Source organism: uncultured Amnibacterium sp. (assembly GCF_964250715.1).
GTDB lineage: Bacteria > Actinomycetota > Actinomycetes > Actinomycetales > Microbacteriaceae > Amnibacterium.
Genome location: NZ_CAXUGX010000006.1, coordinates 137,689 through 151,683 on the forward strand (window position 1 = coordinate 137,689; position 13,995 = coordinate 151,683).

General features: G+C 71.2%; 16 protein-coding genes. 8 read left to right on the plus strand and 8 right to left on the minus strand.

Translation table 11 applies throughout. The annotated features are described in order from the left end of the window. The first annotated feature begins 331 nt into the window (after positions 1-331). From ACFE7H_RS08075 to ACFE7H_RS08090, 4 genes are all read left to right on the plus strand, one after another. Entirely contained in the window at positions 332-1,306 is a 975-nt protein-coding gene (locus ACFE7H_RS08075) for an alpha/beta hydrolase (RefSeq protein ID WP_375400713.1), read from the plus strand. A gap of 97 nt (positions 1,307-1,403) precedes the next feature. Then, positions 1,404-2,405: a helix-turn-helix domain-containing protein gene (locus tag ACFE7H_RS08080; protein WP_375400714.1), complete on the plus strand. Its 1,002-nt coding sequence runs from the start codon at positions 1,404-1,406 to the stop codon at positions 2,403-2,405. A gap of 132 nt (positions 2,406-2,537) precedes the next feature. Beyond that, a complete protein-coding gene (locus ACFE7H_RS08085) occupies positions 2,538-2,729 on the plus strand; it encodes a hypothetical protein (RefSeq protein WP_375400715.1) in 192 nt (63 codons plus the stop codon). Between the two features lie 52 nt (positions 2,730-2,781). Beyond that, positions 2,782-2,994: a hypothetical protein gene (locus ACFE7H_RS08090; protein ID WP_375400716.1), complete on the plus strand. Its 213-nt coding sequence runs from the start codon at positions 2,782-2,784 to the stop codon at positions 2,992-2,994. Between the two features lie 45 nt (positions 2,995-3,039). Here ACFE7H_RS08090 and ACFE7H_RS08095 read toward each other — a convergent pair whose 3' ends face one another. Next, the gene (locus tag ACFE7H_RS08095) at positions 3,040-3,261 is read right to left on the minus strand and encodes a hypothetical protein (protein WP_375400717.1); all 222 of its coding nucleotides are present in this window, start codon (positions 3,259-3,261) and stop codon (positions 3,040-3,042) included. 119 nt (positions 3,262-3,380) lie between these two features. Between ACFE7H_RS08095 and ACFE7H_RS08100 the strand changes: the two genes are divergently transcribed. Together ACFE7H_RS08100 and ACFE7H_RS08105 are read left to right on the plus strand one after the other, a co-directional pair. Continuing rightward, positions 3,381-3,908 (plus strand): flavin reductase family protein, encoded by a 528-nt coding sequence (locus ACFE7H_RS08100; protein WP_375400718.1) that lies wholly within the window; start codon positions 3,381-3,383, stop codon positions 3,906-3,908. 90 nt (positions 3,909-3,998) lie between these two features. Then, the gene (locus ACFE7H_RS08105; protein WP_375400719.1) at positions 3,999-5,351 is read left to right on the plus strand and encodes an NtaA/DmoA family FMN-dependent monooxygenase; all 1,353 of its coding nucleotides are present in this window, start codon (positions 3,999-4,001) and stop codon (positions 5,349-5,351) included. A gap of 44 nt (positions 5,352-5,395) precedes the next feature. Here ACFE7H_RS08105 and ACFE7H_RS08110 read toward each other — a convergent pair whose 3' ends face one another. After that, positions 5,396-6,544 (minus strand): hypothetical protein, encoded by a 1,149-nt coding sequence (locus ACFE7H_RS08110; protein ID WP_375400720.1) that lies wholly within the window; start codon positions 6,542-6,544, stop codon positions 5,396-5,398. 152 nt (positions 6,545-6,696) lie between these two features. Then, complete coding sequence (locus ACFE7H_RS08115) at positions 6,697-6,930, minus strand: PLDc N-terminal domain-containing protein (protein ID WP_375400721.1); 234 nt, start codon at positions 6,928-6,930, stop codon at positions 6,697-6,699. Positions 6,931-7,050: 120 nt separating this feature from the next. Between ACFE7H_RS08115 and ACFE7H_RS08120 the strand changes: the two genes are divergently transcribed. Further along, entirely contained in the window at positions 7,051-7,389 is a 339-nt protein-coding gene (locus tag ACFE7H_RS08120) for an MTH1187 family thiamine-binding protein (protein WP_375400722.1), read from the plus strand. Between the two features lie 111 nt (positions 7,390-7,500). On the opposite strand, the gene ACFE7H_RS08125 is transcribed toward ACFE7H_RS08120, so the two are convergent. The 5 genes from ACFE7H_RS08125 to ACFE7H_RS08145 form a co-directional block, all read right to left on the minus strand. Then, positions 7,501-8,949 carry an MFS transporter gene (locus ACFE7H_RS08125; protein WP_375400723.1) on the minus strand — a complete coding sequence of 483 codons (1,449 nt, stop codon included), beginning with the start codon at positions 8,947-8,949 and terminating at the stop codon, positions 7,501-7,503. A 105-nt stretch (positions 8,950-9,054) separates the two neighbouring features. Then, a complete protein-coding gene (locus tag ACFE7H_RS08130; protein WP_375400761.1) occupies positions 9,055-9,726 on the minus strand; it encodes an endonuclease/exonuclease/phosphatase family protein in 672 nt (223 codons plus the stop codon). 125 nt (positions 9,727-9,851) lie between these two features. Further along, entirely contained in the window at positions 9,852-10,718 is an 867-nt protein-coding gene (locus ACFE7H_RS08135; RefSeq protein WP_375400724.1) for an ABC transporter permease, read from the minus strand. Then, positions 10,705-11,697: an ATP-binding cassette domain-containing protein gene (locus tag ACFE7H_RS08140; RefSeq protein ID WP_375400725.1), complete on the minus strand. Its 993-nt coding sequence runs from the start codon at positions 11,695-11,697 to the stop codon at positions 10,705-10,707. The genes ACFE7H_RS08135 and ACFE7H_RS08140 overlap by 14 nt, the downstream gene beginning before the upstream one ends. Positions 11,698-11,738: 41 nt before the next feature. Then, on the minus strand, positions 11,739-12,842 hold the full coding sequence (locus tag ACFE7H_RS08145; RefSeq protein ID WP_375400726.1) for an outer membrane lipoprotein carrier protein LolA: 1,104 nt from the start codon (positions 12,840-12,842) through the stop codon (positions 11,739-11,741). 217 nt (positions 12,843-13,059) lie between these two features. Between ACFE7H_RS08145 and cysK the strand changes: the two genes are divergently transcribed. Then, positions 13,060-13,995, plus strand: coding sequence for a cysteine synthase A (cysK, locus tag ACFE7H_RS08150; protein WP_375400727.1), 936 nt, complete (start codon positions 13,060-13,062; stop codon positions 13,993-13,995).

A 13,995-nucleotide genomic window follows, 5' to 3' on the forward strand; every position in this document is an offset into this window, starting at 1 on the left:
AATTCAGGCGACCTCGAGATCCACCCCCGCTCAGCGGCGCGTCGCTCCTTCATTCCTCGAAATCTCCTGAATTCCTCGCAGCGCGCCCTCGCTGCTGTTCGTCACCGAGTCGGCGCAGATCAACCGGTTGCCGCCGGTCCGTGAGTCGAAGGGCTTCCAGCGCATCCACCTGCAGCGCGTCGTCAGCCATCTGGCTGACACCCGCGCTCGAAACCACGTCGCGCTGGCGGAGGCGCGCGCGGCGACCCGAGCGGAGGATCCGTCCGAGGGAATTTCACCGAGGAACTCAGCTGAGACACGACGGACGTGGCTCACGACACATGGAGGATTCATGCCCGACACCCGCTATCCCGCTCCGCCGTTCGACGTCGAGCTGGCCGCCGTGCTCACGGTGCTCGCCGACCAGGTGCCGTCGACCCTGCCGAGGGAAGCCCTGGGCTTCATCCGCGCCATCGAGCACCCGACGCCGCCCATCGAGCAGCTGCTGAGCGGTCGCGCCATCACGCACGAGGAGCGCGTGGTGCCCGGTCCCGCGGGCGAGCCCGACATCACCCTCTCGATCTTCACCCGCATCGATCACACCCCGGGCGGACCCGGCATCTACAACATCCACGGCGGGGGCATGGTGCAGGGCGACCGCTTCGTCGGGGTCGAGCAGGTGCTCGACTGGGTGGAGGAGTTCGACGCCGTCGGCGTGAGCGTCGAGTACCGGCTCGCCCCCGAGAACCCCGACCCGGCGCCGGTGTCCGACTGCTACGCGGGACTCGTCTATTTCGCCGAGCATGCCGACGAACTCGGGTTCGACGCCGACCGCATCCTGATCATCGGGGGGAGCGCGGGCGGCGGGCTGGCTGCGGGGACCACGCTCATGGCCCGTGATAAGGGCGGACCGAAGCTGTTCGCGCAGGTGATCGCATGCGGCATGCTCGACGACCGCAACGAGACGATCTCCAGCCACCAGATCGACGGCATCGGTGTGTGGGACCGCACGAGCAACGACACCGGATGGTTCGCGCTGCTGGGCGATCGCCTGCAGACCGACGACGTCTCCATCTACGCGGCGCCGGGGCGGGCGACCGACCTGTCCGGCCTCCCGCAGACCTACATGGACGCCGGGTCGGCGGAGGTGTTCCGCGACGAGGTCGTCGCGTACGCGTCCAAGATCTGGGCGGCCGGCGGCATCTGCGAGTTGCACATCTGGCCCGGCGGCTTCCACGGCTTCGACGGGATGGCACCGCACGCCACCATCTCCCGCACCTCGGTCGAGATGCGCCACAACTGGGTGCGTCGGGTGTTCGGCGGCTGACGACACCACCTGCACGTCTGCTGCCCCGCTACCGCTGGCCTCACCGTCGCCAGGCTTAGGGTGGGGCAGCAGACCACGTGCACTTCTTCGGAGTCCAATGCAGGAACTCGTCGGCAAGCTCGAGGTGCTCGACCCCGGCGCGAGCAACAGCCTCAAGGTCATCGAGTACTTCGACGTGTTGGTCGACGGGCATGCGACCCCGCAGACCCTGCTGCGCGGGGCGGCGTTCCTCAGCGGTGTCACGGCGGGGGTCGAGTCGCCACGCGTGACCTTCGCGGTCGATGAGCGCGGTCGCCTGCTGGCCGGAGCGAGACCCGACACCTGGTCGACGCGGGCACTGCAGGGCGGGGGCGTCGTGTGGATCCAGCGGGCGGGCGCCAGACACGCCAACGACGACATGATCCTCGAGCGCCTCGCGATCGGTCTCGGCATCGCGCTCGAGCGGGCCGCTCCGCCCACCGAATCGCGCCTCGCCGTCGACACCGTCATCGATCGGTCTGAATCCGTCGACAGCCGCCGCGAGGCGGCGCTGCGACTGAGGCTCGATCCGGCGGCGCGCTACTCCGTGATCGCGGAACCGGCGCGGGTGTCGGCGCGCGCAGGGCACCAGACGACCGTTGTCACCTCCGTCGGGGCGGTCCGGGCCATCGTGCGCCTCGCCGCGGACCCGGTGCGGGAGCCCCGCGCGGGCGTGGGGCTGCCGGCGGCGAGCGACGCGCTCGACCGATCGTGGACATCCGCACTCACCGCCTTGCGGCTCACGAGCGACTCCGAGCCGATCGTGCGCGCGGCCGACCTGGGAGCGTTCCTGCTGGTGGCGGAGGTCGCCGACTCCGGCGGCGCGCCGAGCGACGACGTGACGGCGCTCGCCGCCCTGCTCACGCATTCCGAGCAGTCGCTGACCCAGCTGGAGTCCCTCGTCGCCGCGGACAGCCTGCGCGCCGCCGCTGCCGCGATCGGTATTCACCACTCGACATTGCAGGTGCAGGCCACGAGGTTCTCGACGGCGCTCGGGTTCGATGTGCGCTCGCCCCAGGGGCGGCTGCGCCTTGCGCTGGCGCTGAAACTGCATCGCCTCGCGACCACCCGCTTCACCTGAGGCCCGGCGGACCGTCTGCCCGGGTTCGGGTCATCTGCCCGTGCGCGCCCCTGGGCGCATGACGCGAATCCGGGCTCGTCGGCAGACGGAGGCGAGAAGGGCGGTGAGTGCGCGCGGCTACCCTCGGGAATCGTGCAGGTCACCGTTCGAGTCCTCGTCATGGGGCTGCTCGGCGCGTGCATGTTCCTGGTCGCCGGCTTGGTCCTCGCGGCGAACGCGAACCTCGCCACGGGGCTGCGCGTCCTCTGGCTGGTTCTGGCCGTCCTCGGCGGTGGCGCGATCGTGTTCTACGTGCGACGGCTGCTCGCGATGCGTCGCCGGTAGTCGGCGACGCTGATGGACGCCCGCGACTCGCCCAGATGGCTACCGTGATCGGATGAACCCCGCCCGGCCACCCAGGTCGCTGATCGCGCTCATCCTGGGCGGCGTGGCGGTCGTCTTCGTCTTCGTCGTCGCGCAGTTGGCGACCACCGACGGCCTGGCGCAGACGATCTTCGTGACGCTGAGCGCGGTCGGCGGGCTGCTTGTACTCGTCGGCGTCGTGCTGCTCGTGCGCTTCTACCAGCGGCAGGGACCGCCCGAGGACTGACGCGGCGACTGACCCGGGGACTGCACCGAGGAGGCCGCCGGACCTTCAGCGGTGGACGAGCAGCGCGATGCCGACGATCACGGCGCACATCACGAACACCGAGCCGATGACCACGACCGGGTTGGCCTGGTCCGCGCCGCGCGCCCGCGCCGATCGCAGGCGTCGCGCCCGGATCGTCATCACCACGATCGCGGCGACGATGATCAGGACGATCAGCGTGCCGATGGCGACGCTCCGCTCACTCGATCCTCTGCCCGGCCCCGGCATCGCTGGAAGACCGGAACGGGAGGCACACCGGGAGCGTACGCGGCACGACGCGGCTGCGCGGCGCCGCCCGAGCGTGTTCGCCGCTCGGGGGTCCAGCCGACGCACGCCATGATGGGGCGATGGAACGGCGCCACACCGAGGACGCCGCCGCCCAGGTGGCGGAGTCGGTCGACGAGGCCGTGTTCCGGCAGGTGCTCGCGCGGTTCGCGTCCGGGATCGTCGTCGTGACCGGCGCGACGGACGACGGACCGGCCGGATTGACCTGTCAATCGTTCTCCTCGCTGTCGCTGACGCCTGCGCTCGTCATGCTGAGCACGGCGCGCACCTCGTCCACCTGGCCGCGCATCCAGGCCACCGGCCGGTTCGGCGTGACCGTGCTCGCCGACGGACAGCAGGCGATCAGCGACCGGTTCGCCGTCAGTGGCGGCGACAAGTTCGCCGGCGTCGACTGGCGACCGGGCAGGCTCGGCAACCCGCTGCTGGCCGGCGCGCTGGCACACCTGGAATGCGACGTGCACGCCGTGCACGAGGGCGGCGACCACCTGATCGTCGTCGGCCGGGTGCGGGCGTTGGAGGCGGGGGGCCTGGACGAGGACCGCTCGCCGCTCGTCTACTACCGAAGCAGCTATCGCGCGCTTGCCGACTGAGCGCGGCGAGTGAGCGCGGCGACTGAGCGCGGCGACCGAGCGCGCGGCGGCGACCCTGGTGCCTGTCCGGCTCCTGAATAGGCTCGCGGGATGACGCGGCAGCTGCTCCTCGGCGGGTTCGAGGAGTTCACCCCGAGCTTCATCAGCAACGCCTGGCCCCACGCGCTGAGCGACCCCGCGGGGTTCGCCGGCCTGACCGGGTGGACCGAGCTCGCACGGGAGCTGGAGGCGGGCGGGTTCGACTTCCTGTTCTTCGCCGACGCCATCGGCTACCCGATGGTCGAGGACGACATCCCCGAGACGGTCGTCCGCGAGGCCGTGCAGTTCCCCGTGCACGACCCCATTCCGCTGATCGCCGCACTGGCCGCACGCGTGCCGCGGCTGGGATTCGCCGTCACCGCCTCCACCACCGCCGACGCGCCGTTCCTGCTCGCTCGGCGCTTCGCCACCCTGGACGCGCTGACCGACGGCCGGGTGGGCTGGAACGTCGTCACCTCCGACCTGCAGACCGCGCTCGTCCGCCTGCTCGGGCAGCGCAGCGTCACTCCGCACGACGAGCGCTACGACCGGGCCGACGAGTTCGTCGACCTGGCGCTGCAGCTGTGGGAGGGCGGCTGGAGCGACGGCGCCATCGTCGCGGACAAGGCGGCGCGGATCTTCACCGATCCCGCGGCCGTGCACCGCATCCGACATTCAGGCCGCTACTTCGACTTCGATGGGCTCTTCCCGGTCGCCCCGTCGCCGCAGCGTTCGCCCGTGCTGTTCCAGGCCGGCACCTCGCCCCGCGGCCGCCGGTTCGCCGGCCGCATCGCCGAGGTCGTCTTCATCCAGGAGCGCGACTCCGCTCGCGCGGCGGCGATCGTCGCCGACCTGCGCGATCTGGCCCAGGCGGCCGGCCGGCCGCGCGACGCCGTCCGCATCGTCAACTCCATCTCGGTAGTCGTCGGGCGCACGGAGCAGCAGGCGCGGGAGCTGCGCGCGTCGCTCGAAGCCGCGCCCAGCCGCGACGCGATGGCCGCGCTGTTCCTCGGCTGGAGCGGCGTGAACCTGTTGGGACTCGATCCCGCGACGCCGATGTCGTCGCTTTCGACCGAGGTGGGGCAGACCACCCTGGCCAGCGCGCAGCACGCCGGAGCGACGGTCGGCGAGGCGCTCGACTCCCTGACCGCGGCGCTCGGCGGCCCCAAGATCACGGGGACCGCCGACCAGGCGGCCGACGGCATCGAGCGGCTGGCCGCCGACACCGACGTGGACGGATTCCTGATCGAGCACACCTTCGGCGGCCTGGCCACCTACCGGGCGGTGCTGGACGAGGTCATCCCCCGGCTGCGCGACCGCGGCCTGGTCCCCGCCGTCCCGCGCGGCGGCACCCTGCGCGAGCGCCTGACCGGCGGCGGCGCCCGGCTGCCGGCGCGCCATCCGGGAGCGGCGTTCCGCGTCTGAGCGCTGCCGGTATCCGCGGTGCCGGCTCAGCAGAACGGTGCCGGTCAGTACCAGTAGGGGTTGTGCGAGGTCTCGAAGCCGAGTGCGCCGCACGGGGAGCCGTAGCGGTCGCGGATGTAGCCGAGGCCCCATTCGATCTGCGTGGCGGAGCTGGTGGTCCAGTCGCCGCCGGCGGAGGCCATCTTGCTGCCCGGCAGCGACTGGGGGATGCCGTAGGCGCCGGAGGCGGCGTTGTAGGCGTTCCACCGCCAGCCCGACTCGATGTTCCACAGGGTGACCAGGCACGAGAACTGCGAACCGCTCCAGCCGTAGGCGGCGAGGCGCGAGGCGGCGTAGGACTGCGCCCCGGCCGGCGACAGCGAGCCGGGCCCGCCCGCGATCCCGCCGAGCGACCCGCCGGCTCCGGTGCCGTCACCCGCGGCCGCCGCAGCGGCTTTCGCGCGCTGCGCGGCGGCGTACTCCGACTTCGTCGTCTGGTAGGTGGCGTTCAGCGTCTTCAACTGGGCCTGCAGCCGCACCGTCCGCGCCTTGTTGTCGGCGACGGCCTGATTCGCCGCCGCCTCGGCCGACTTGGCGGCGGCGGCCAGGCGCGCGGCGCGCGTCGCCAGCGTGTCCCGCACGCCGGTGGCGACCTTCGCCTGCGCCGCGAGCGCCGTCGCCAGCCGCTGGTCGGCGATCGCGCCGGCCATCAGGGCGCTGGAGGAGCCGCTGATCTCACTCAGGGAGCCGAGCCGGTCGAGCAGCGATTCGCTCTCGCTGCCCGAGAACCACAGGGACAGGGTCGGGTCACCCGATCGATACAGCTGCGTCGCGACCGCGCCCGCCTGGCGCCGCGCCGACGTCGCCCGCTTGCCGGCGGCGGCCCCCTGGCTGCGCAGGGAGTCGAGAGTCTCGGTCGCCTGCTGCAGCGCGGCCTGCGCCTTCTCCGACGCGGCGGCGGCCTGGATCGCCTTCTCGCCGAGCACCGCCGCTCGCGCCTCCAGTTCGTCGAGCAGGCTGCGGATGTGCGCGACCTCGTCGGCTTTCGTCTTGGCGTTCTTCTTCGCCTTCTGCACGTCGGACCAGGACGGATCGTCGGCCCGGGCGCTGGCCGGTGCCGTCACCAGGGCGGCCGCGAGCAGAGCGAGCACGAGCGCGGCCGCACAGCACGCCCAGGACGCACTCCGAATCAGCACCGATCGCCCCCACCGCATCGGCACAGGTTAACCGCGCCTGGCGGGCGGTCTGTTCCGTGCGGCTGCGACTCGCCGTCGAGGGCCGACTCCGCAACGGGTCCGCAGCGGGTGCGCAGCACGTTCCAGCGTCCGCCTGCCCGGCGCGCCGACTGGCCGGCGGCCGGATCTCCTCAGACGCCCGCTGACGGCCTTGCTCGATGCCCGCGGCTCACCAGGCGGACCACCAGCCAGGCGACGAGTCCGACCACGGGGAACACGATCAAAACGAGGATCCACGCCAACTGCTCGATGGTGGTCATGGTCCGGTCCCGCGCGGTGACGACGATCGCCACGATGACGACGATCGTCAGCGCCAGGGGGACGATCAGGATCAGGAGGTGCGCGGGCGACAGTGCGGTGATCACGATCGCACGCTAACGCGTCCGAGTGGCGGCGGGAACGGGCGGCCCTCGGGGTTCGCGTGTCGTCAGGCGGCGGCGCTACCGTGCGGGCAGAAAGAGTGCGAGTACGAAGGAGGAGCGGTCATGCTGGTTGCGTTCTCGGTTTCACCCAGCGGCGACGGCCGCACGGACGGTTCGGTGCACGATGCGGTCGCGGCGGCGATCCGCGTCGTCCGCGAGTCGGGCTTGCCGAATCAGACCGACTCGATGTTCACGACCCTGGAGGGGGAGTGGGACGAGGTAATGGCGGTCGTCAAGCAGGCGACCGAGGCCGTCGGCGACTACGGCTCGCGGGTCTCGCTGGTCCTGAAGGCCGACATCCGCCCCGGGCACACCGGCGAACTCACCGGCAAGCTGAAGCGCCTGGAGACCGCGCTGGCGGACGAGCCCGCCGACCCGCGTCTCGACCCCAGCCCCTCCTGAGCTCCCGCTCGCGTCCCTGACCGGCGAGGAATTCAGGCGATCCCGAGGACTGGGGCCGGATCCGGGCAGATTCTGCCTTCATTTCGCGATTCTGCCTGAATTCCTGGCAACTCAGGCCGCCAGCGAGAGCGCCTCCGAGACGTCCTCGAGCGACTTGCGCTCCGCGTTCTGGGCGAAGATCAGCGCGACGACCCCGCCCACGATCATCGCCCCGGCGCCGATGTAGTAGCCGACGGCCAGCGGACCAACCGGCGGATGCGCGGAGGTGCCGATGAGCGCACCGAAGAAGATGGGGGCGAGCGCACCCGCGACCTGCGCGATCGAGAAGAAGTACGAGATCGCCTGACCCCGCAGTTCCAGCGGGAAGGTCTCGCTGACCGTCAGGTAGGCGGATGAGGCGCCCGCGGATGCGAAGAAGAAGGCGAGCGACCAGATGAGCATCTGCGTGATCGCGTTCAGCAGGCCCGCCTGGAACAGGGCCGCCGAGACCGCCAAGATCACGCCGGATCCGGCGTAGGTCAGGAAGATCATGCGGCGTCGACCGAGTGTGTCGAACAGGTGCCCCAGCACGAGCGGACCGGCCAGGTTGCCGACGGCGAAGGCGAGGAACAGCACCTGCGTGTTGCTGACGCTCACCCCGAAGAAGACCTCGAGCACCTTGGCGTAGCTGAAGAAGATCGCGTTGTAGAGGAACGCCTGGGTCACCATCATCACGAACGCGACCAGCGTGCGGTCCGGATATTTGCGGAAGAAGATCCGCGCGATGACGAGGAAGGAGATGCTCGACGTCGGCGTGACCCGGATCGCCTTCGACTGCGGCACGTCGTCCAGCTCGCCGTGCTCGGCCCGCACCTCGGCCTCGATCCGGTCGATGTTCGCCTCCGCCTCTTCAGCGTGACCGTGGGTCAGCTGCCAGCGCGGGCTCTCGGGGATGTGGCGACGCAGGTAGATGATGACGAGCCCGAGCACGGGGCCGACCAGGAAGCCGATGCGCCAGCCCAGGTTCACCCCGACCAGGTCGGGCCGCAGCAGGAAGATGTTCGCGACAGCGCCGAGCGCGGCGCCCCCCCAGTACGTGCCGTTGATGATGATGTCGACCCGGCCGCGGTAGTGGGAGGGGATGATCTCGTCGATCGCCGAGTTGATCGCCGTGTACTCGCCGCCGATGCCGAGACCGGCGACGAAGCGGAAGACCAGCAGGAACCAGTACGCGGGCGCCAGCCCGCCGATGCCGCTGCCGATCAGGTAGATGAGCAGCGTGATGATGAAGAACCGCTTGCGGCCGAGCCGGTCGGCGAGCCGGCCGAACACGAGGGCGCCGACCACCTGTCCCGCCAGGTACACGCTGGCGACCGCGCCGGTCTGGAACGGGTTCAGGTGGAACTCCTGCGAGAACCCGCCCGCGCTCGCCAGCTCGATCTCGAGCCCGTCGAGCACCCACGAGACGCCCAGGCCGACGACGACGGACCAGTGGAACCGGGTCCACGGCAGCCGGTCCAGCCGTGCGGGGATCAGGCTGGTGACGGGCTCCCTGCCCACTCCCGTGGCGGCCGTCGTCATCGTTCGGTCTCCCTCCGCGTCGGCGACGACGCCGAGCGCACGAGCACAGTAGGAGCGGTTCCGGGGAGCACGCTGACCGGTGGGTGCTGCTCGCCTGGGCGGGGTTCAGGCGGCGACGCGGGCGGTGAGGCTGATCGGCAGGTGGTCGGAGGCGCCCTGCGGCAGCACGTCGAGGTCGGAGATGGTGCAGCCGGTGGACGTGACGAAGTCGAAGTAGCCGCGGAAGATCTTGTAGCGCACGTAGGTGGGCGTCGTCGTGCGGGTGAGCTGGTAGCCGCTGGTCTGCAGTCGCCGGGTCAGTCCGCGGGCGAACAGCGGGTAGTTGAAGTCGCCCACCATCACCGACGGCACGCCGGCCGCGAGCGCCTGCATGCCCTCGTGGGCGGAGGTGATCTGCTTGCGGCGCAGCGAGTTCGTCGCGGTCAGCGGCGCGGCGTGGAAGTCGCCGACCAGCACCTCGTCGCCGGTGACGGTGTCCGTCAGGTGCGCGGCCAGCAGCCGTTCGTGGGCCGGCGCCATCAGTCGATCGTGCAGCGACTTGCGCAGCGCGAACAGGCGCGTCTCGTGCACCGTGAATCGGCTGTCCCGCAGGTACATCGCCAGGCCCAGCCGGTTCGCCTTGGTGGAGCGCAGCAGTTTCAGGTGCCCGATCCACGTCGGAATCGCGTTGCTGTCCACCTCCTGCAGGCACAGCACGTCGGCATCGTGCCGCGCGACGATCGCCGACAATTCGCCACTGGCGGTGTGCTCCCGCAGGTTGTAGCTGATGATCTTCAGCGCAGTCGCCCTTCCCGCCGCGGCGCAGGGGCGCCGCCCACAACGCTACGCGGTCGCGATGACCACCCGAGCGGAAGCGGGAGCCGGACTCGGTGCAGGAACGGGAGCGGAGCGGAGACCACGCGTCAGGCGAGCACGTCGCGTGTGGTGAAGCGGCCGTAGGCCAGGGCGCCGAAGACGACCACGTAGCCCAGCTGCAGGAGCGCGTTCTGGCCGAAGCCGTCGAGCAGGATCGGCTGCCGCAGCAGGTCGATCAGCCCCAGCCAGTGGTCGGTGAACAGGAACGGGTGCAGCCAGGCGATCTGTGGCAGCGCGTCCAGCACCTGGCTGGTGACCGCCAGCACCACCGTCGCGGCCATTGCGCCGACCGGCACGTCGGTGAGCGTGGAGATGAACAGGCCGATGGCCGTCAAGCCCAGCATCGACACGGCCACGTACGCGCCGATCAGCAGCAGCCGGGCGATCCCCTCGCCGATCGATATCTGGTCGCCCGAGAGCAGGGTGACATCACCGATCGGGAACAGGATCGCGCCGATGATCGTCCCGGCGATGACGACGGCGAGCGGCGCGGCGATCGCGAACACGGCGGCGCCGACGAACTTGACGATCAGCAGCCGCACCCGCCCGGCGGGGACGACCAGCAGGTAGCGCAGGGTGCCCTGGCTGGCCTCGCCGGCGATCGTGTCGCCGGCGACCACGCCGATGGTCAGCGGCAGGAACAGGGGGATGGAGAGGACGAGTGCGGCGACGCCGACGAACAGGCCGTTGCCGGTGATCGCGCCGACGAACGACGGGCCGCCACCCGGTCCGCGGCCGTTGCCGGAGGAGAGGCGCACGGCGACCGCGATCAGGATCGGGACCGCGGCCAGCGCCAGCAGCATCGCCCAGGTGCGTCGGCGGGAGAAGAGCACGCTCAACTCGGTCGCGATCAGGCCGAGGCCGAGGCCGCGCCGTGCGGGTGACGGCGCAACCGCCGGATCAGGATTCGACATCGAAGCCCTCCCCGGTCAGTGCCACGAAGCGGTCCTCCAGGCTGGTCTCCAGCAGTTGGAAGCCCCGCACCCGCACGCCGGCGTCGACCAGGTCGGCGACCAGCTGCTCCGGCACGGCCGACGCCGCAAGGACCGCCGACACCAGCGCGTCGCCGGCGTCGTGCCCGGCGGCCATCGGGATGGGGCTCAGCCCGGCCCGTTCCAGCACCTCACGGGCCGCCTCCGGATCGGGCGTCACCACCTGCACCACCGGCCGCCCGCGCTGCCGCAGCTCGTCGAGCGTCCCCTGGGCAACCAGCCGGCCACTCCGCATCACCGCCGCGTGCGTGCACAGTTGCTCGATCTCGGCCAGCAGGTGACTGGAGACGAAGACGGTCGTGCCGCCGTCGGCGAGCGCCCGCACCAGGGTGCGCACCTCGCGGGTGCCCTGGGGGTCCAGGCCGTTCGTCGGCTCGTCCAGGATCAGCAGATCGCGCGGCCGCAGCAGCGCGTTCGCGATGCCCAGCCGCTGCTTCATGCCGAGCGAGTAGGCCTTCACCTTCTTGCCCGCGGCGGCCGTCAGGCCGACCCGTTCCAGGGCGGCCTCGATGCGCACCCGTGTGGCACCGCCTCCGGTACGACGGTCCGCGGAGTCGAGCCGGCGCAGATTCGCGGTCCCGGAGAGGTAGGGCGCGAAGCCCGGCCCCTCCACCAGCGCGCCGACGCGGGGCAGTACGGAGGCGGCTGCGGCGGGCATCGTCTCGCCGAACAGCCGCACGTCGCCTTCGGTGGGGTTGATCAGCCCGAGCAGCATGCGGATGGTGGTCGTCTTGCCCGACCCGTTCGGGCCGAGGAACCCGAACACACTGCCGGCCGGCACGGCCAGATCCAGCGACTCCACTGCCGCCCGCTTGCCGAACCGCTTGGTCAGGCCGCGCGTCTCGACGGCGAGGGCCCCGTCGCCACGCGGACGACGGGGCCCTCGATCCGGATCGCTCATCGAAGGGAGCTGCTCATTCGCCGGTGCTCATTCAGTGCTGCTCACTCGGCGGCGTCGGCCTGCAGGGTGCTGAGCGGCACCGCGCCGGCCAGCACGCGGCCGTCGGTCGTGATCAGCACGTTCACCAACGATGTGCTGATCGCACGACCGCCCGCGACGGCGGTCGTGGCCTGCGAGTACAGCGGCGACGAGGTGACGGAGGCGGGCACCCGACCCTTCGGGACGGTGACCACGGACGCCCAGCCGGTACCCGTGACGGTCGGCTTGGCAGCGATTGCAAGCGGCTTGTACGAGCCGCGCTCCACCCGCTTCAGGTCGTGCTTCGGCACCGTGCTGGTGTGCACGGTCGCGCCGTTCGGCGCGGTGAAGAGGAAGGTGCTCGCGGGCGGCGTCGCGTAGCTGATGGCGGTGTAGCCGATGCTGACGGCAGGCGACGTGGTGCCCCGCGGCACCACCTGCACGCGCAGCGGCAGACCGGTCTCCGCATCGACGGCGATCTCGACCGAACCGACCGTGGTGGCGGCCGTCTTGGGGACGATCTTCAGCACGTACGCGTCGCGGCCGGCGACGCTCGCGTTGGTGTCGGTCGTGACCGTGCTCGACGGCGCCAGCTTGGCGAGCAGCTGCGTCGCGGCCTGGTCGGGCGTGACCGTCCCAGCCGCTCCATCGCCCGGCGCGTCGCGGTGAGCGGGCAGCTTGCTCGGGTCGATCGTGACGTGATCCGCCTCGTCCTTGGCGGAGTCGTAGGACCAGATGCTGGTGCCGTGCTGCACCACGTCGCGCTCACCGCTGCTGTCGAGCACCTGCACCCGGCGGTCGGAGCGGCCTGCCGCGAATACCCGGAAGGTGTGCGACCCGGTCAGCAGGTTCAGGGCCGCCGCAGTCGACGAGTCGCTGTCGGCGCCGGTGGTCGGCAGGGCGGGCAGCCCCAGGTCGGAGGTCTGGCTGACCGTGCCGGACAGGGCCTTGACGGATGTGCTCGTGGCGATCAGGTCGAGCACCTGCTGCGGCGTCTTGGCGGGCAGGCTCGGCGCGGCACCGGCGGACAGCGGCATCGCGACCACGACACCGAGCACGACGACGGGCGCGGCGATCGCGGGTACCCAGCGACCGAGTCGGCGTGATGGGGCAGAACGGTGGGACATGGTGGATCGACCTCGTTTCTTCCGCTCAGGCTACGTCCGCCCCGCGGGTCCCCTGCCCCCGCGGGGCAAGTCTTGGCGCTCTCCGAGGTATCGAGAGGGTGCCCTGGCTGTGTCGGGGCGGCGTTCTAGGCTGATGCGGTTCGGCCGATCCGACTCGGTCGACGTGCCCGGATCGCATCGCCGATCGCATCGTCCGCTTCCCGCTCGGAGAAATTCAATGGCTCACATCCACTCATCCATCACCGGGGCGTTCGGCGGCACTCCGCTCGTCCGCTTGAACCGGGTCACCGACGGCGCCGCTGCGACCGTGGTGGCCAAGCTCGAGTTCTACAACCCCTCCTCCTCGGTCAAGGACCGCCTGGGCATCGCGATCGTCGACGCGGCGGAGCGGGCCGGAGCGCTGCAGCCCGGCGGCACCATCGTCGAGGGCACGAGCGGCAACACCGGAATCGCGCTGGCCATGGTCGGCGCGGCTCGCGGCTACCACGTCGTGCTGACGATGCCGGAGTCGATGAGCCTGGAGCGACGCAAGGTGCTGCGCGCGTACGGGGCCGAGCTGGTGCTGACGCCGCCGTCGGAGGGCATGAAGGGCGCCGTGTCGCGCGCCGCGCAGATCGCCGAGGAGCGTCCGGGCGCGGTGCTGGCCCGCCAGTTCGAGAACGAGGCGAATCCGGCCATCCACTACGCGACCACGGGTCCGGAGATCTGGGACGACACCGACGGCGCCGTCGACCTGTTCGTCGCGGGCGTCGGCACCGGCGGCACGATCACGGGCGCCGGGCGCTACCTGAAGGAGCAGAAGCCCGACCTCCGCATCGTCGCGGTCGAGCCCAAGGAATCGCCCATCCTGAACGGCGGCCAGCCCGGCCCGCACAAGATCCAGGGCATCGGCGCCAACTTCGTGCCCGACGTGCTGGACCGCGGGATCTACGACGAGGTGATCGACGTCGACATCGCCGAGTCGGTCGCGATGGCGCGGCGGCTCTCCGCGGAGGAGGGCATCCTTGCGGGCATCTCGTCCGGCTCCACCGTGCACGCCGCCGTGCAGCTGGCGAAGCGCCCCGAGAACGCGGGCAAGACCATCGTCGTGGTCGTCGCCAGCTACGGCGAGCGCTACCTGTCCACGGTGCTGTACGAGGACCTCGATTCGTGA